A 16,386-nucleotide genomic window follows, 5' to 3' on the forward strand; every position below is an offset into this window, starting at 1 on the left:
TCGAGCACTACAACAATGAACGCCGTCACAGCGCACTAGGAGGCCGCCCACCCGCCAGCCGGCTGCCACCAACCTGATGGCCGGGTACATCTAGGCGTGATGACTGCGCGGTACTGTCGTGCGCAGGACCCGGTCATCTCCGATCGGGCCAGCGGGCGGCGAGGGTTGAACATGGATGCATCACATCAGGACAACGCAGGTGGCGGTCCGGCTCCGTCCGGGGCGGAATTCTCAGGCCTCGACCGTGAGCTGATGCTGCAGGTCGCCCGGTACCTGGAGCATGCCAACCAGCTGGCCGGGGCCGCTGAAGGACGACGACGGCGCACTCCCCTGGGACAGGTCGTCTCGGATCATCTGGGCGTGGACGCCGAGACCGTGCCCGTCACCCAGGACTCCTTCCCCGAGCACCGCCTCGCCGATGCCGACATCGCCCTGAACAAGCTGGCGGAGGACTCCGGCGGAACCCTGATCGGGGTCCAGGGAAGCGATCGCGTGCACCACGCCTTCAGCGACCTGGTCAGCAGTCCACACCACCCCTTCGAGCCAGGGCCGGTGGACTACTCCTCGCGTCCCACAGGGCCGGACAGCACCCGGCAGGTGGTCACCTTCGGCATCTGGCTGCTCGCCGTGGACGGGGTCCCCAGCGCCGTGCTGCTGCGCGGTGCGCGGCCGGAGTCGGGCCGGATGGCCGCCGAGCTGGAAGTGCTCTCGCCCTCGGCGGGGGCATCGACGGCCCTGTTGCAGCGCGTGCGTGCGTTGATGACCGAGCACAGCGTCCTGCGCGGCCAGGTCCTCTCCTTCGCGATGAGCGACTACGGAGCGACGGCGGGCGCCACCCTGCTTCCACGGCCAGAGATCTCCCGCGATGACGTGGTGCTGCCAACAGGGGTGATGGACCAGATCACCGCGCATGTAGTGGGGATCGGCGAACAACGTCAGGCCCTGCGCGCAGCTGGACAGCATCTCAAGCGCGGCGTGCTCCTTTACGGCCCTCCGGGCACCGGCAAGACCTTGACCGTGCGCCACCTGGTCTCGGTCACGCCCGGCGTCACGGTGGTCCTGCTGACCGGCTCGACTATCCAGCTCGTCACCGAAGCGGCCAGCCTGGCCCGTGCGCTCCAACCCAGCATCGTGGTCCTGGAGGACGTAGACCTGGTCGCCATGGAGCGAGGCCATTCTCCGCAGCCGTTGCTGTTCGAGGTGCTGGATGCGCTGGACGGTCTTGACGGCGATGCCGATGTGACGTTCCTGATGACCACCAACCGGGTCGAGGTCCTGGAGCGGGCGTTGGTTCAGCGTCCAGGCCGGGTGGACCTGGCCGTGGAGATCCCCCTGCCTGCTCGCGCCGAGCGTCGACGACTGGTGGAGCTCTATGCGGGCGAGTTGCCCTTCTCCGCCGATGCCCTCGACGCCGTAGCCGGCCAGAGTGAGGGAACCACCGGAACCTTCGCCAAGGAGCTGGTGCGCCGAGCTGTCCTACGGGCGGCCCTGCGAGACGGTGCCGATCCTGTGCCAACGGACGAGGACCTGAAGTCTGCTCTGGACGAGCTGAACTCGGCCCAACACACCCTCACTCGACGCCTGCTCTCCGGCTCCCCCGAGCCAGATGATGCCCACGACGACATCACGCAGTATGGCGGCGGCTATGACTTCGGCTTCGTCGCCGGCGGTCCGATGCCTCGTGACATGCCCTACAGCAGCACAGTGTCCTTCGTCGGGGACGATTCCAGCCAGGAGCAGTGGTCCGACCAAGCCGACGAGGGATGGAACGACGACTCCCGAGCCTGAGGTCACCGGCCAGGCACTCTGGATATTCCGTCCTGAGCGTGAACAATGGGTGCATGGAACATCACGCACCTGCCAACCCCACTGACCATCCGGCACCGCTGCAGATCCGCGATGAGTCCATCAAGCTCGGCCAGGCACTGAAGCTGGCCAACCTGGTGGAGGACGGCGCCGATGCGCGCGCGGTCATCGACGCCGGGCTGGTGCACGTCAACGGCACCCCGCAGATGCGCCGCGGCCATCAGCTGCGCCACGGTGACGTGGTGGACTACTCCGGCGAGGCGTTCAAGATCGTCTCTGCCCTGCAGCAGTGACCGGCGTGGCCTGACCGGCCGGTCATCACCTGACCATGTAGTCCAGGTACTCACCGACGTGCCGTAGCTCCTGCGGCCCGATCCCGTGGCCGATGCCTGCGTAGAGCACCTTGGTCAGGTCCACATGCTGGGTCACCCAGGCGTGCGTGTACTCGATCTTCTCAGGGGAGATCACCGGGTCCTCCTGGTCACGGCCCCAGAACATCTTTGGCTGGGCCTGGGCCACAGCTGCGTCATCGAAGAACCCTGCCAGCGGACCGGTCCCCCGCTGTGCCGGCTCCAGGCCCGCATCGGGGTCGATGGCGAATCCTGACAGCCCCACGGTGCAGGCGTAGGCGGTGGGGTCCAGACGCATCAGCGAGGTCGCCATGGACATGCCCATGGAGAACCCCAGGAGCGAGACGCTGGAGAACTTGGGCGCCTGGTCCAACACCCACGCCCGGAGGTCTTCGATCGACGCCCGCACCTGCAGCGGATCCGCCATCAGGGTCTGCGTCACCGGGAACCAGGTGTATCCGCCGTAGTCCAGTGCCATGGGCGCCCGCACAGAGGCGACGGTGAACTTGGACGGCAGCTCCGGAACGATCCCAAACAGGTCGTTCTCATCGGCACCGAGACCGTGCAGCATCACCAGCAGGTGGCTGCCCTCACGCTCCTCCTCCGGGCGGGACCAGCGGACAGTGGGCTCTCGGTGTGCTTCAGGGCTCGATGTCATGCACACCAGCCTAGTGATCCGTTCACCATGGTGGGTCTGGGTGGTCGGCCCAGTACTGGTTGCGGGTCAGCTCCGGCTCAGCACCGGTCCTCGAGCTGGCCTGCCTGGACCGGGCGGTGGGGCTGGTGTCTTCGAACCAGGGGACCCCGTGGCGCATATGGATCCGGTACTGGTCATGGTGCACCGCCTGGTGGTGGTGCTCGCACAGCAGCACCCCGTTCTCCACCGTGGTCGGACCCCCATGCTCATAGTGCTGAACATGATGGACCTGACAGCAGGTCGCCGGCTGCCCACACCCCGGGGCAGCACATCCCCGGTCCCGGGCGATGATCGCCCTGCGCAACGGGGCCGGGAACACCCTGCGGGCCGGCCCGGCATCCACGATCTGACCCTGAGCACCCAGCACCACCGGCAGGATCTTGGCGTCACAGGCCCACGCCCTGATGACCCTGGGGTCGATCGGACCCGTGAACCCCGCCGTGGACACCAAAGACCCCCGTAAGTCCACCCCACCCGGCGGTGGCTTCCCCGGAGGCTCATACCCCGGCTCACCTGGCCGCAGCAGCTCCGTCGGGACCTCAGGTTGTGGTGGCGGGTCCGGGTGGTCCAGGATCCGCCCGGCCAGGGTGTCGTAGTCGATCACCGCCATCACCTGCGGGGCATACCCACCGGTGTCCGGCAACCCCGAATCCCTCACGCGCAGCGCCGCGGTCAGGGCGGTGATCACCGCATCGACCTGACGACGATTCCGCTCCTCCGCCCGCTCCACCCACGGTGCCACACCAGCACAGAACACCTCGTCCTCGTCCTCTGATGCGCCGCTGGCATCAGCAGCAGGAACAGCCTGGCCGTTGTGGTTCTCGTGGGCCTCGTGGCCACGGGCCTGCTGGGCGCGCTGGGCCTGGTCGAACAGACTGAACAGGTCCTGGCCCCGCCCGGACGTGTTGGCAGCGCTCTCGGCCCCCTCCGGGGACGATTCACTCCTACCCCGCTGGTTCTTCCTGGCCCGAGGGTTGGCACCAGCCGAGGCCACGGTCTTGAAGATCTCATGCTGGGACTGAGTCAGGAACAGGTGCCACAGGAACAACCCGTTCTCCTCACGCACGAACCGGGCCGCACGACCCTGATCCACCACCCCAGCCGGTGGCTCACCGGTGGTCCGCTCCAACGCGTCCTTGAACCTCACCAGCCAGCGCTTGCAGACTTGGACCATCACCCCCGGCGGCTCCCGACGCGCCCGACCCATCAACTCCACCTCACCAGAGGAAACCTTCTCCAGCACCCACTCCTTCGGTGCCCGCGCCGCCGCCGCGGCACGACGGGCATCCCCCAGAGTCCGGGTGATCACATCCACCACCACCGGATCCACAGCACCGGACCACAATGCACCAGAGACCTCACCCAGAGTGGTGGTGTTCGGTGTGCCGTCTGCTGCCGGTGCAGGAGCCAAGTGTTGAGCCGCCCTGTTCTCCCGATCCCGGGTCTGACGCGCCGGAGTATGCAACGTCTTCTCCACGAAATCAGCCGAGGACCGGAACCCGGTCTTGCCCTGCGGCAACCCCAACCACCGGCGCCGGGCCTGAGGATCCTCAAACACCCGGGCCGTATGCCCCGCCACCGCCGTCGCCGCACCCTCCACCACCCGCACCAGAGCAGCCACCTGTTCCTGCACCACCGGCAACGTCACCGCCTCCGCGGACGAGACCACCTCGGAAGGAGTGACCGGATCCAACGACTCCACAAAGTCCGGGCGCGCCAGGCGCCCCGTCAACTCTCGAGTCAGGTGTTGAGTCAGCGACAGCAGCTCACCCAGACACAGAGCAGAGGCATCGACATGCTGAGCCGAAGGCAGCACACCTGCCACCTCATCCACCACCGCTGCCACGACCACCACCTCCTCCAGCTGCTCCGAGCAATACCCGTTCTTCTCGTACTGATATTCGACCAGACCCCACGGACACCTTAAGGTCCACCCCGCCAACTGGGGACGAGAACGCCGAGCGTGTCACCTGTGCAGGGCTGGCCCCTCGACCGATCCCAGGAGTACCTGAGACGGCCCTTCCCTTCTCCCCTGACTCAGCTAGGGTGGTGTGCCGTGCCACAGTCTGAACAGCCCCCGCAGCCCGCCCTCACCGCCGATCACCCTGACCAGGGACCCCACCCGTGGCGCCGCTATGTGGCCCTGGGCGACTCCTTCACCGAGGGCATCGGTGACCCGGATCCTCGCCACCCCGGCTATCACCGCGGCTGGGCGGACCGGGTGGCCCAGGAGCTGGCACGGCAGGTCCCGACGACGGCCGGCGCCACCCCGGAGCAGCGCCAGTTCGCGTATGCGAACCTCGCGGTGCGCGGCAAGCTGATCGACCAGATCGCCGCCGACCAGACTGAGCCGGCGGTCGCCCTGAACCCGGACCTGATCTCGCTGTGTGCCGGCGGCAATGACGTCATCCGCCCCAGTGGCGACCCGGACCGCACCGCCGAGAAGCTCGACGAGCTGGTCGGCCGCCTGGCTGTCACCGGCGCCACGATCGTCCTGTTCAACGGGGCAGACATCCGTGACACCCCGGTGATGGGCAAGATCCGCGGCCGCGTGGCGATCTTCAACGAGAACATCAGGGTGGTCGCCCGCCGGCATGACGCCGTGGTCGCGGACATGTGGGCGCTGCGTGAGCTGACCCGCCCGGAGATGTGGGATGCCGACCGCCTGCACTTCTCCAGCATCGGCCACCACACGATCGCCCGGATGGTCCTGGACACCCTGAACGTGCCCCACGCCCTGAACCCCGCCGTGCCGGCACCGGTCGAGCCCCGCACCTGGCGGCAGGCCCGCGCCGAGGATGCCCGGTGGGCGCGCGAGCATCTGGGCCCGTGGGTGCTGCGTCGCCTGCGCGGCCAGTCCTCCGGGGACGGCCGCGCGGCCAAACGTCCGGAGGCTGGTCCCATCACCGATCTGGTCGAGGCGAACTTCGGTCAGTCGATGCCGTTGGGCACCGGACCGGACGGGGACTGACCACTCACGAAGCCACCGGACCGGAGGACCCCTACAGCTCCAACGTCTGCACGAGTTCTGGGTAGACCTGTTCCAGGTCGGTCAGGAAGCCGTCATGCCCGATCGGTGAGTTGATCAGGTGCAGGGGAACGTCTCGCCCCTCTGCCCGGCTGGCGGAACCGGTCAGCTGCCGCGCCAGCTCCTGGGACTGCTCGGGCCAGTACAGCCGGTCCGAGTCGACCGCGGCCACGAAGGCGCGCGCGGTGACCCCAGCGAGCGCCGCGCCCTCTCCGCCCCGCCCCCGGCCGACGTCGTGACTCATCAGGGCCTCGGTGAGCACCAGGTAGCTGTTGGCGTCGAACCGCCTGGCCAGCTTGCCGGCCTGGTGGTCCAGGTAGGACTCCACCTGGTAGCGCCCCCCGCGGGCCACGGGCGCCCCGAAGGGGTCCTCACCGGGCTGAGGGGACCGCCCGAATCGGCCCTGCAGCTCAGCCTCCGAGCGGTAGGTGATGTGCGCGATCCGCCGGGCGATGCCCAGGCCGCCCTCCGGCGCGGGGCCTCCGTAGTAGTCCCCGCCGGCGAAATGCGGGTCCAGGCGGATGGCGGCGGTCTGGGACTGGGCGAAGGCGATCTGCTCGGCGGTGGAGTGCGCCCCACAGGCGATCACCGCCACTCCGGCCACCCGGTCCGGGAACGTGGCGGCCCACTCCAGCGCCCGGGCGCCGCCCATGGATCCCCCGACGACGGCATGGAACCTCTCGATGCCCAGGACATCGGCCAGCAGGGCCTCCGCGCGCACCGAGTCGCGGATGGTGGTGAAGGGGAAGCGTGAGCCCCAGGGGCTCCCGTCAGGATCCAACGACGACGGCCCGGTGGTCCCATAGCAGCCGCCCAGCATGTTGGGGGCCAGGACGAACCACTTCTCCGTGTCCAGGGGGCGTCCCGGACCGACCAGTCCTTCCCACCACCCCGGCTCCGGGTCCGCCGCGGTGGCGGCCACGTGGGTGGACCCGGTGAGGGCGTGCAGGATCAGCACCGCGTTGGAGCGGTCCGCGTTCAGGGTGCCCCAGGTCTCGTAGGCGATCTCCACGTTCGGCAGCCGTCCGCCGGTCTCGAACTCGAAGGGGCCGATGCTGTGCGTGCGCAGGGCGCTCTCCGGCACGGGCGGGCCGTCCTTCACGGGCGTGCTGCGCGTCAGGGTGTCCGTCATGGCGCTCCCGTTCCTCAGGCTCCGGCCCCGGAACCCGCCGCGGCGAACCCACGGTCCAGGTCGGCCAGGATGTCCTGGATGCTCTCCAGGCCCACCGAGAGCCGGACCAGCCCGGGGGTGACTCCGGCGGCGCGCTGTTCGGCCTCGGTCAGCTGGGAATGGGTGGTGGAGGCCGGGTGGATGACCAGGGAGCGGACATCGCCCACATTGGCCACATGGTGGTGCAGGGTCAGCGCGTCCACGAACCGCGCACCGGCCTCGCGGCCCCCCTCGATCTCGAAGGACAGCACCGCCCCGGTCCCGTTCGGCAGGTAGGTCTGGGCCCGCTCGTGCCAGCGGCTGGAGGCCAGCCCCGGGTAGGTCACCCCGCTGGCCTGGGGGTGGTCCTCCAGGTACTGGGCCACGCGCTGGGCGTTGGCCACATGCCGTTCCATGCGCAGGCTCAGCGTCTCCAGACCGAGGTTGATCAGGAAGGCGTTGAAGGGGCTGATGGTGCTGCCGTAGTCGCGCAGCAGCTGCACGCGGGCCTTGAGGATGAAGGACAGGTTCGCCCCGAAGGCGCTGCCCACGCCCAGGTCCCGGGCGAAGACCAGCCCATTGTAGGACTCGTCGGGCTGGTTGAACCCGGGGAACCGGTCCGGGTGCTGGGCGTAGTCGAAGCTGCCGCCGTCCACCAGCACCCCGCCCATGGCAGCGGCGTGTCCTCCGAGGTACTTGGTGGCCGAATGGACCACGATGTCCGCGCCGTGCTCGAACGGGCGCACCAGGTAGGGCGTGGTCAGCGTGGAGTCCACGGCCAGCGGCACCCCGGCCTCGTGGGCCACCTGAGCCACGCCGGCGATGTCCAGCACGTCTCCACGGGGGTTGCCCAGCACCTCACCGAAGAGCAGCTTGGTGTTCTCCTGGACGGCGCCGCGCCACTCGTCCAGGTCGTCCGGGTCCTGGATGAACGTGGTGCTGATCCCGATCTTGGCCAGCGTGTGCTTGAACAGGTTCTGGGTGCCTCCGTACAGGGAGGCCGAGGCCACCACATGATCACCCGCACCGGCCACGTTGAGCACGGCGAAGGTGCTGGCGGACTGGCCGGAGGCGAGCAGCAGGGCGCCGACCCCACCCTCGAGTGCGGCGATCTTGTCCTCCACTGCGCCGGTGGTGGGATTGCCGATCCGGGTGTAGATCGGCCCCAGGTCCTGCAGGGCGAAGCGGTCCGCCGCGGTCTGGGCCGAGGGGAAGTCGAAGGAGGTGGTCTGGAAGATCGGCAGCGCCGTGGCCCCGGTGGTGGGGTCGGAGTGCGCGCCAGCGTGGACCTGACGGGTCTCGAAGCCCCAGCTCTCGGGCCCTGCAGTCTGCGCGGTCTCTGCAGTCTCTGCAGCCTGCTGCTCGGGGGTGTGCTCCTGGGTCATGGTGACTCCTGATCTCTCAGGGCCTGTCCGCCAGCTGCGGTTACCGCCCCTGGATCAGTCCGCGTCCGAGGATCACCCGGAGCGCGCTGTGGAGCGGCTCACCGGCAGCCAGGGCGTGGGCCCGCGCTTGCCTGCACCGTTGTGGTGCCTGCCTGGTCCTCACCCGGGGCACCCCACCGCGAGTTGGAGGGTTGCCGGCCAGCGAGCCGGGGCTTGACGCTGACACTCATGACCTGCCCTCAGTGTGCCAGATCCACCCGGTCCGGATCACCCCGTGGAGCCCATGCGACACACTGTGACGCAGCTCGCAAAGTTAGGTGACCCTAAGTCGTCGCCTCCCCCTGAAAGTGGGACGATGAACACATGATGCGCCTGGACCACGTCTCGTACGCCGCCGGACCGGAAGGCCTGACGGGCACCGTCGCCCGAGTGGCCGATGCCCTGGGCATTGAACGCGTCAAGGGCGGCATCCACCCCCGCTTCGGCACCCGCAATGCGATCTTCCCCCTGGCCAACCGCCAGTACCTGGAGGTCGTGGAGGTGCTGGACCACCCCGCTTCGGAGAAGGCGGCGTTCGGCCAGGCCGTGCGTGCCCGCTCGGAGATGGGCGGCGGCTGGATGGGCTGGGTCGTCGCCGTGGACGACCTCTCCCCGTTCGAGCAGCGCCTGGAGCGCAACGCCGTGCCGGGCAACCGCAAGTTCCCGGACGGCCGGGAGCTGACCTGGCAGCAGATCGGACTCAAGGGCCTGATCGCCGATCCCCAGGTCCCCTTCATCATCAAGTGGGATGAGGGCACCGCGGATCTGCATCCCTCCTTGGCGGCCCCCGCAGAGGCCGCCCTGAAGACCGTGACCATCGGCGGCTCCCGCGATCGGGTCCGCTCCTGGCTGGGCCTGGAGAACTCCGATCAGCTCGTCGAGGACCTGGACATCGAGTACGTGGCCCCCTCCGGCACCCCGGGCATCATGTCCGTGAGCTTCGAGACGCCGAAGGGCACCATCACCCTGTGAGTCCCTGCCGGTCCGGTGCCAGTTCAGGTGCCGAACCAGCCCAGCTGTGCCAGCAGCGGGTATCCGACGAACCCGGCCACGTCCAACAGCAGGTGGGCCACCACGAGCGGCATCACCCTGCGGTACTTCAGGTAGAAGACGGCGAAGACCAGTCCCATGACCAGGTTGCCGATTCCCGGGCCCAGACCTTGATACAGGTGGTAGCTGGCGCGCACCAATGAGGAGATCACGACGACGGCCCACGGGTTCACCGGCCAGAAGGCACCGGAGGTGCCCGCCGAGTGAACGCCTGAGCGCAGCCGCTGCAGGTAGGACAGGCGGTCGATCAGCCAGGCCACCACGATCACCTCCTCCAGCAGGGAGTGGCGCAGGGCGGAGAGGATCAGCACCGGCGTGGTCCACCAGTGCTCGTTCATGGCACTGCCCACCACGGCGGTGGTCACACCTGCCGAGCGCCCCACCGCATAGACCAGCAGCGTGCCCAGCCCCATGGCCAGGAACAGCAGGGCGCCCCAGCCAAGATCGCGTGCGGGCCGGCGCAGGTCCAGTCCGAAGGTCCGGAAGGGGTTGCGCCCGTGGATCCAGAGCAGGTGGAAGACCAGCAGGACCGGGACCAGGGCGAAGCCGATCCCCAGCAGCTGATAGGTCAGATCGAACAGGGGCCGGGGAGCCAGGGGCGGGTTGAGCGTGGTGACCTGGTCCCGGAGCGGTGCACGGGTGATCTTCTCGATCAGGTCCACGATCGCGTAGACGCCCGAACGGCCCAGGGACAGGGCCAGCACGATCCCGATCTCCCAGCCCACGGCGCGTGCGGACGGAGCAGGCAGGGCTCGGACCGGCTGGCCGGGCAGGTGCCCGGCGGACTGTTCGGAAGATGCATGACGGTGGTGGCTCACCCGGACAGTGTAGGAGCAGGCCCTGACAAGAGAGGACAGGACGAGACAGGACGTGGGGCTACGGTGGGGGCATGGCCTCTGCACCGACCCCCGCTGACCTGGAGCTGGCCGTCCGCACCGCTGCCCGGCCCCTCCCCTGGCTCTCCGCCGAGGCCCGCGATCGACTGGCCCGAGTGGACTGGTCCGAGGGCACCGTGGAGGAGGGCGGACAGTTCCACCGCGTGCTGGTGGTCCCCGGCCAGGGCGTGCTGCGGATGACCCGGAGCCCCCAGGCCGCCGGGCTGCTCCCGCGGCGCGTGGCTCTGCTGGAGGCGCTGGCCGCCCAGGACCTGGCCATCTCCCTCCCCCGCGCCCTGACCGAGGTGACCTCGAATGAGAAGGGGACGGCCGCCGTCGTGCAGGACTATGTCCCGGGGACCGCACACCCGCCGCATTCCGGTGACCCCCGCGTGCTGCGGGAGCTGTGTGAGCGCCTGGCCCGCGTGGACGTGGAGCCGCTGCGCCCGCATCTGGCCGAGGCGTTCTCCTTCCGCGGTCCGTGGACCCCGGAGAAGTCGGCGGCGGTGCGGTTGCTGCCGGATGTGCTCGGCGAGCGCTGGCCGGACTGGTTCGAGGCCACTCTGCCTGGCTCCTGGGGTAGCACGGTGGACGCGCTGACGGATGCCGCACGGCGCTGGACCGCAGAGCCGGTGGTGGAGCCGTCCCTGGTGCACGGAGATCTGGCCGGGCACAACATGCACTGGGCGCCCGTGGGGAGCCCGGCGGTGCGGCAGCTGGTGGAACGGGAGGGACCGGACGTGCGGCGACTGGGCCTGGCGGCGGGCGGTCGGGACGAGGCGAGTGGTCAGGGCGAGGCCTCCGGCTGGGTGCTGCTGGGCATCCTGGACTGGGACCTGGCCTGCGTGTGGGACCCGGCGCTGAACCCGGCGTACCTCTCACTCTGGCACGGCGAGGAGAAGCTCGAGGCGATCGCTCGGGATGCGTTCGAAGCCCAGCGAGGACGCGTGTGGCTGGGCGTGATGGCGCTGGAGTCGCTGTACGACGCCTCCCTGCGTGAGGGCACTCCGAGTCCGGCGAACTGGGGGAAGCTGCTGCGCAAGACCCTGCCGAGGATCGGCCGGGCCATGGACGCCCTGCGCTGAAAGTGGAACCTTCAACTACACTGGTGAGCAACCTCACTTCTACTGACGAGTACCCCCCCCCCGGTCGCCCGTCACCCGCTGTCATCGCGCCTGCTGTGAGGTCATCGCATCTGAGAGGACCTCATCATGGCCGCCCGCCTGAACGCGCCCTTCGCGTCGCTCGCCTCTGCCGCACTGGCGGCGTCGATCACCGTGGGGATGGCTCCGCCCGCTCTCGCTCTGGCTTCGGTCTCCATCACCGCGCCCGTGGTGTCCGCCGTCCCGGCCACCGTCACCTCCACCCCCGGCTGGACCACGAAGAACGTGAACCTGCGCACCGGCCCCTCCACCAGCTACACCTCCCTGGCCACGATCCCTGCCGGCACCCCCATCACCATCCACTCCACCCGCTCCGGCGTCTGGAACCGCGTCACCACACCCCGCGGCGACGGCTGGATGTCCTCCAACCTCTTCACCACCACCCCACCGGCCACCGTCACCTCCACCCCCGGCTGGACCACGACGAACGTGAACCTGCGCACAGGCCCCTCCACCAGCTACACCTCCCTGGCCACGATCCCTGCCGGCACCCCCATCACCATCCACTCCACCCGCTCCGGCGTCTGGAACCGCGTCACCACACCCCGCGGCGACGGCTGGATGTCCTCCAACCTCTTCACGACCACCCCACCGGCCACACTGCGTCCTGCCGCGCCGAGCACCACCCCGGTCGCCAACCTCACGGGCGCACGCTTCTCCGCCGCGGGCATGACCTCGACGTACCACGTCCGGACCCAGGGCATCGACTACTCCAAGCCGGTCGGAGCACTGTTCTACTTCGACGGCGACTACTACGGCAGAGCGGCCTCCATCACCGAGAATCCCACGAGCCAGGACTTCACCGCCCTGGCAGCCGAGGCCAACCGGCGCAATCTGGTCTTCATCGCCCCGGTCACCCCGTCATCCGCCACCTCGGCCAACGGCTACACCTGGTGGGAACGGGTGAATCAGAACGGCGACTGGCAGCGCGCCTTCGCCCGGGACATCCTGGGCAGGAACCCCTCGATCAGCCCCGACCGGATCCACTTGATGGGATACTCCGGAGGCGCCGAATTCATCTCCGGTGAGCTGTCCAAGGACCGCCCTGAGACCTGGATGCGCACCGGCTCGGCGATCATGGTCGCCGGCGGCGGCCACTTCAACGGGCCGATCCCCTCCACCACCCCGTCCGCAACATTCCGTCAGAGCGTGAACCTGCGCTGGTACGCGGGTTCGCTGGACGTGGCCGGACAGACCAATCCACCCACCTGGTCGGCCCTCAGCGCGGCACAGAAGGGGTCCGCTGCCTACCGCGCCGCAGGATTCTCCCGTGCCCGGCTGGTCACCCTGCAGGGACTGGGCCATCACGACTACGTGCTGCACAGCATCATGGCCCAGCACTTCAACGCGATCGGGGTCCAGCGCCTGCGCTGATCAGTCTGAACGCCGGACTCGGGTCTCAGCGCGCGAGCGGGAACCGTCGCGGGTCCAGCGCCTGAGCCGCCCATGCCGGGCACCAGTCCCCCACGGCACCGTCCACCAGCAGGTCGGTGGCCACGCGGGCCAGTGCCGAACAGGTCTGGAAGCCGTAGCCGGACTGACCGGCCAGCCAGAACAGCCCGGGCACCTCTGGGTCCGGTCCCACTACGGGCACGCCGTCCGGGGATTCGGTGCGCAGCCCGGTCCACGCGCGCTGAACGGGACCGATCTGCAGTGTGGTGTCCTGGCGGATCAGCTCGATCACCGCCTCCACCTCGGCCAAGATCGGCTGGGCGTCCTCCGCAGGCGAGGGGACCGCCTCAGACGGGGAGATCAGCAGGTGCTCCCCTTCAGGCCGGTAGTAGTACGCCTCATCAGCTCGGTCCAGCAGCGGATGCTCCGGCGCGAGTGGCTCCGCCAGGGTCACGACGGCGGCCGTTCGCCTCAGCGGGGTCAGCTCCAGGGGCGCTGCGCCCGCCAGGGAGGCCACGTGGTCCGCCCAGGCGCCGGCCGCGTTGACCACGACGCGTGCGTGGATCCGCTCGGTGCCGGTCTCGGTCTGCACGCTCACCTCGAACCCGTCTCCCGCAGGACGCGGCTCGATCCCGGTCACCCGTGCACCGGTCCGCAGCTGTGCGCCGGCGGACCGGGCCCGTTCGGCGTGCCAGTGGATCAGCCGTGGGGCGTTGCTGCGCACGGCGGTGGTGTCCAGTCCGGCGGCCTCGAACCGTTCGATCCGCAGCTCCGGCGCCAGCTGAGCCAGCTCGTCCAGGCTGATCCGCCGCATGGCCTCTGAGGCTCCTGCAGCGACCTGCTCCTCGGTCCCAGCCATCAGGAACCCACTGGGCCAGACCACGGGATGCGCCAGCTCTGCCTGAGTCCGGTCCAGTTCCTCCAGTGTGAGCCGCGTCAGCTCGCGCACGGCATCGGGTCCGTAGGAGGGGATCAGCTGCTGGGCGGAACGCCCGGAGGTGTGGTGGGCCAGGATGGGTTCGGCCTCGAGCAGCAGCACGTCGGCCCGCTCATGGGCTGCCCGCTCACGCTCAGCCAGGTGCGCGGCCAGACTCACCCCGGCCACGCCTCCACCGATGATCAGGTGCTCCACCCTGGTCGTGCTCACGCCCGGGCCTCGATCACTCCGCACCTTCCCGTGCCGCCATGAACGCCTGCACGCAGGCCTGGATGTCCTCCTCGGTGTGCGCCGCGGAGAGCTGGACCCGGATCCGGGCCTGTCCCTTGGGCACCACCGGGTAGCTGAATGCGGTCACGTACACGCCTTGGTCCAGCATGCGGTCGGCCACCCGGGCGGCCTCCACGGCATCGCCGAACATGACCGGGATGATGGCGTGCTCGCCGTCCAGCAGCTCGAAGCCCTCCTCGGTCATCCGGCGGCGGAACAGGGCGGCGTTGGACTCCAGCTGCGCGCGCAGGTCCGCCGAGCCCTCCAGCAGGTCCAGAGCGGTCAGCGTGGCGGCCACGATCGAGGGGGCCAGCGAGTTGGAGAACAGGTACGGCCGAGCCCGCTGCCGCAGCATCGCCACGATCTCCGCCCGTCCGGACACATAACCGCCGGAGGCACCGCCCAAGGCCTTGCCGAAGGTGCCGGTGTAGATGTCCACCCGGTCCGTGACACCCGCATGCTCCGGCGTGCCCGCTCCGGTCTGCCCCATGAATCCCACCGCGTGGGAGTCGTCCACCATCACCAGGGCCCCGAACTCCTCGGCGAGATCGCAGATCTCCTGCAACGGCGCGAGGTAGCCGTCCATGGAGAACACGCCATCGGTGACGATGACCACCCGACGTGCCCCGCCGCCGTCGTGCAGGGCCTTGGTCTTCTCCAGCTGGGCCCGCAGGTCGGCCATGTCCCGGTTGGCATAGCGGAACCGGGCCGCCTTGGAGAGCCGGATGCCGTCGATGATCGAGGCGTGGTTCAGGGCGTCGGAGACGATGGCGTCCTCAGGGCCGAACAGGGACTCGAAGACACCCCCGTTGGCGTCGAAACAGGAGGAGAACAGGATGGTGTCCTCGGTGCCCAGGAACTCGGAGAGCCGGCGCTCCAGCTCCAGGTGGGTGTCCTGGGTGCCGCAGATGAACCGCACGGAGGCCATGCCGAAGCCGCGCTCGTCCAGGGCACGCTTGGCGGACTCGATCAGCCGGGGGTCATCGGCCAGGCCGAGGTAGTTGTTGGCGCAGAAGTTCAGCACGTCCCGGCTCTCCCCGTCCACGGGTCCGGCCTGGATGCGGTTGGACTGTGGGGAGTCGATCCGACGCTCGCGCTTGGTCAGGCCGTCGGCCTCGATCTGCGCCAGTTCGGCGACCAGCTGGTCCTTCACGGTGTACATCAGATGTTCCTCCAGTCCAGGACGACCTTGCCGGTGCTGCCGGACCGGGCCGTCTCGAATGCCCGCTCCCAGTCCGGGGCGGGGATGACGTCGGTGACCACTCCGGCCACGTGTTCGCGCAGTGTGGGGTTCGAGGAGAGCATGGCGCTCATGGCGTACCAGGTCTCGAACATCTCCCGGCCGTAGATCCCCTTGATGGTCAGCATGTGGGTGACCACCTTGGTCCAGTCCACCTCGATGGGCTGATCCGGCAGGCCCAGCAGGGCGATCTTGCCGCCGTGGTTCATGTTGTCGATCATCTCGCGCAGAGCGCTGGGCCGGCCGGACATCTCCAGCCCCACGTCGAAGCCCTCCAGCATGCCCAGCTGCCGCTGCGCCTCGGAGATCCGGGTGGTGGAGACGTCCACGGCCAGGTCGGCGCCGATCGCCCGGGCCAGTTCGAGCCGTTCGGCGGAGACATCGGTGATGGCGATCTTGCGCGCACCGGCATGACGGGCCACAGCGATGGCCATCAGCCCAATCGGACCGGCACCGGTGATCAGCACGTCCTCGCCGACCAGTGGGAAGGACAGGGCGGTGTGCACGGCATTGCCGAAGGGGTCGAAGATCGCGCCGAGCTCGGCGGTGATGCTCGGATCCTGGTGCACCCACACATTGGACTCGGGGATGACCACGTACTCGGCGAACGCGCCGTCCCGCTGCACGCCCACGGAACGGGTGTTGATGCACATCTGGCGGCGCCCGGCCCGGCAGTTCCGGCACATCCCGCACACCACATGACCCTCGCCGGAGACCTTGTCCCCCACCTTCACGTGGGTGGCGAGGTAGCCGACCTCCACGACCTCCCCGTAGAACTCGTGGCCCGGGATCATCGGGGCCTGGATCATCGCCTGCGCGGCGGCGTCATAGGACTCGATGTGCAGGTCGGTGCCGCAGATGCCGGTGGTGTGCACGCGGATCTTCACGTCGTGCGGGCCGCACTCGGGCTCCGGGCGGTCGGTGAACTCGAAGCCGGCGTGGGGGCCGGACTTGTACAGGGCCTTCATGGGGCGGCGGTGCCTCTCCGCAGGGGCACCGCCGGG

14 protein-coding genes and 1 riboswitch are annotated in these 16,386 nt (G+C 69.2%); of the genes, 6 read left to right on the plus strand and 8 right to left on the minus strand.

Features of this window, described 5'->3' with window-relative positions:
* Window positions 1-171 precede the first annotated feature (171 nt).
* Together BM355_RS09805 and BM355_RS09810 are read left to right on the plus strand one after the other, a co-directional pair.
* Window positions 172-1,788 (plus strand): AAA family ATPase, encoded by a 1,617-nt coding sequence (locus BM355_RS09805; RefSeq protein ID WP_245760729.1) that lies wholly within the window; start codon window positions 172-174, stop codon window positions 1,786-1,788.
* Between the two features lie 53 nt (window positions 1,789-1,841).
* Window positions 1,842-2,099 (plus strand): RNA-binding S4 domain-containing protein, encoded by a 258-nt coding sequence (locus BM355_RS09810; protein WP_091697906.1) that lies wholly within the window; start codon window positions 1,842-1,844, stop codon window positions 2,097-2,099.
* Window positions 2,100-2,124: 25 nt separating this feature from the next.
* On the opposite strand, the gene BM355_RS09815 is transcribed toward BM355_RS09810, so the two are convergent.
* Entirely contained in the window at window positions 2,125-2,814 is a 690-nt protein-coding gene (locus BM355_RS09815) for an alpha/beta hydrolase (protein ID WP_091697908.1), read from the minus strand.
* A gap of 22 nt (window positions 2,815-2,836) precedes the next feature.
* Window positions 2,837-4,795 (minus strand): HNH endonuclease signature motif containing protein, encoded by a 1,959-nt coding sequence (locus BM355_RS14820; RefSeq protein WP_143109470.1) that lies wholly within the window; start codon window positions 4,793-4,795, stop codon window positions 2,837-2,839.
* Window positions 4,796-4,909: 114 nt separating this feature from the next.
* Between BM355_RS14820 and BM355_RS09825 the strand changes: the two genes are divergently transcribed.
* Window positions 4,910-5,824 carry an SGNH/GDSL hydrolase family protein gene (locus BM355_RS09825; RefSeq protein ID WP_091697913.1) on the plus strand — a complete coding sequence of 305 codons (915 nt, stop codon included), beginning with the start codon at window positions 4,910-4,912 and terminating at the stop codon, window positions 5,822-5,824.
* A 31-nt stretch (window positions 5,825-5,855) separates the two neighbouring features.
* Here BM355_RS09825 and metX read toward each other — a convergent pair whose 3' ends face one another.
* Entirely contained in the window at window positions 5,856-7,013 is a 1,158-nt protein-coding gene (gene metX, locus BM355_RS09830) for a homoserine O-acetyltransferase MetX (protein WP_091697916.1), read from the minus strand.
* Window positions 7,014-7,027: 14 nt separating this feature from the next.
* Window positions 7,028-8,416, minus strand: coding sequence for a bifunctional o-acetylhomoserine/o-acetylserine sulfhydrylase (locus BM355_RS09835; protein WP_091697919.1), 1,389 nt, complete (start codon window positions 8,414-8,416; stop codon window positions 7,028-7,030).
* Window positions 8,417-8,534: 118 nt separating this feature from the next.
* Window positions 8,535-8,650: riboswitch (SAM riboswitch) on the minus strand.
* Window positions 8,651-8,779: 129 nt separating this feature from the next.
* On the opposite strand from BM355_RS09835, the gene BM355_RS09840 reads away from it, so the two are divergent.
* Window positions 8,780-9,427 (plus strand): VOC family protein, encoded by a 648-nt coding sequence (locus BM355_RS09840; RefSeq protein ID WP_091697921.1) that lies wholly within the window; start codon window positions 8,780-8,782, stop codon window positions 9,425-9,427.
* A gap of 23 nt (window positions 9,428-9,450) precedes the next feature.
* Here the strand turns inward: BM355_RS09840 and BM355_RS09845 are convergent, their stop codons facing one another.
* Window positions 9,451-10,323 carry a CPBP family intramembrane glutamic endopeptidase gene (locus BM355_RS09845; protein WP_245760730.1) on the minus strand — a complete coding sequence of 291 codons (873 nt, stop codon included), beginning with the start codon at window positions 10,321-10,323 and terminating at the stop codon, window positions 9,451-9,453.
* A 71-nt stretch (window positions 10,324-10,394) separates the two neighbouring features.
* Here BM355_RS09845 and BM355_RS09850 point away from each other — a divergent pair, with 71 nt between their 5' ends.
* Window positions 10,395-11,465: a phosphotransferase family protein gene (locus BM355_RS09850; protein WP_091697924.1), complete on the plus strand. Its 1,071-nt coding sequence runs from the start codon at window positions 10,395-10,397 to the stop codon at window positions 11,463-11,465.
* Window positions 11,466-11,591: 126 nt separating this feature from the next.
* Window positions 11,592-12,917, plus strand: coding sequence for an SH3 domain-containing protein (locus tag BM355_RS09855; RefSeq protein ID WP_091697927.1), 1,326 nt, complete (start codon window positions 11,592-11,594; stop codon window positions 12,915-12,917).
* Window positions 12,918-12,942: 25 nt separating this feature from the next.
* Here the strand turns inward: BM355_RS09855 and BM355_RS09860 are convergent, their stop codons facing one another.
* The 3 genes from BM355_RS09860 to tdh are packed head-to-tail and all read right to left on the minus strand — an operon-like array spanning window position 12,943 to window position 16,350.
* Window positions 12,943-14,082: an NAD(P)/FAD-dependent oxidoreductase gene (locus BM355_RS09860; RefSeq protein WP_091697929.1), complete on the minus strand. Its 1,140-nt coding sequence runs from the start codon at window positions 14,080-14,082 to the stop codon at window positions 12,943-12,945.
* Between the two features lie 13 nt (window positions 14,083-14,095).
* The gene (locus BM355_RS09865; protein ID WP_091697931.1) at window positions 14,096-15,304 is read right to left on the minus strand and encodes a glycine C-acetyltransferase; all 1,209 of its coding nucleotides are present in this window, start codon (window positions 15,302-15,304) and stop codon (window positions 14,096-14,098) included.
* Complete coding sequence (gene tdh / locus BM355_RS09870; RefSeq protein WP_091697934.1) at window positions 15,304-16,350, minus strand: L-threonine 3-dehydrogenase; 1,047 nt, start codon at window positions 16,348-16,350, stop codon at window positions 15,304-15,306. Before tdh ends, BM355_RS09865 begins: the two co-directional genes overlap by 1 nt.
* Between the last annotated feature and the right edge of the window lie 36 nt (window positions 16,351-16,386).

This window comes from Micrococcus terreus (assembly GCF_900116905.1).
GTDB lineage: Bacteria > Actinomycetota > Actinomycetes > Actinomycetales > Micrococcaceae > Citricoccus > Citricoccus terreus.

Bases quoted from the DNA above. Each gene is read 5' to 3' on its own strand.
- BM355_RS09850 (WP_091697924.1), top strand. From the start codon at position 10,395: ATGGCCTCTGCACCGACCCCCGCTGACCTGGAGCTGGCCGTCCGCACC.
- BM355_RS09805 (WP_245760729.1), top strand. From the start codon at position 172: ATGGATGCATCACATCAGGACAACGCAGGTGGCGGTCCGGCTCCGTCC.
- BM355_RS09840 (WP_091697921.1), top strand. From the start codon at position 8,780: ATGATGCGCCTGGACCACGTCTCGTACGCCGCCGGACCGGAAGGCCTG.
- tdh (WP_091697934.1), bottom strand. From the start codon at position 16,350: ATGAAGGCCCTGTACAAGTCCGGCCCCCACGCCGGCTTCGAGTTCACC.
- BM355_RS09835 (WP_091697919.1), bottom strand. From the start codon at position 8,416: ATGACCCAGGAGCACACCCCCGAGCAGCAGGCTGCAGAGACTGCAGAG.
- BM355_RS09815 (WP_091697908.1), bottom strand. From the start codon at position 2,814: ATGACATCGAGCCCTGAAGCACACCGAGAGCCCACTGTCCGCTGGTCC.
- BM355_RS09865 (WP_091697931.1), bottom strand. From the start codon at position 15,304: ATGTACACCGTGAAGGACCAGCTGGTCGCCGAACTGGCGCAGATCGAG.
- metX (WP_091697916.1), bottom strand. From the start codon at position 7,013: ATGACGGACACCCTGACGCGCAGCACGCCCGTGAAGGACGGCCCGCCC.
- BM355_RS09855 (WP_091697927.1), top strand. From the start codon at position 11,592: ATGGCCGCCCGCCTGAACGCGCCCTTCGCGTCGCTCGCCTCTGCCGCA.
- BM355_RS09810 (WP_091697906.1), top strand. From the start codon at position 1,842: ATGGAACATCACGCACCTGCCAACCCCACTGACCATCCGGCACCGCTG.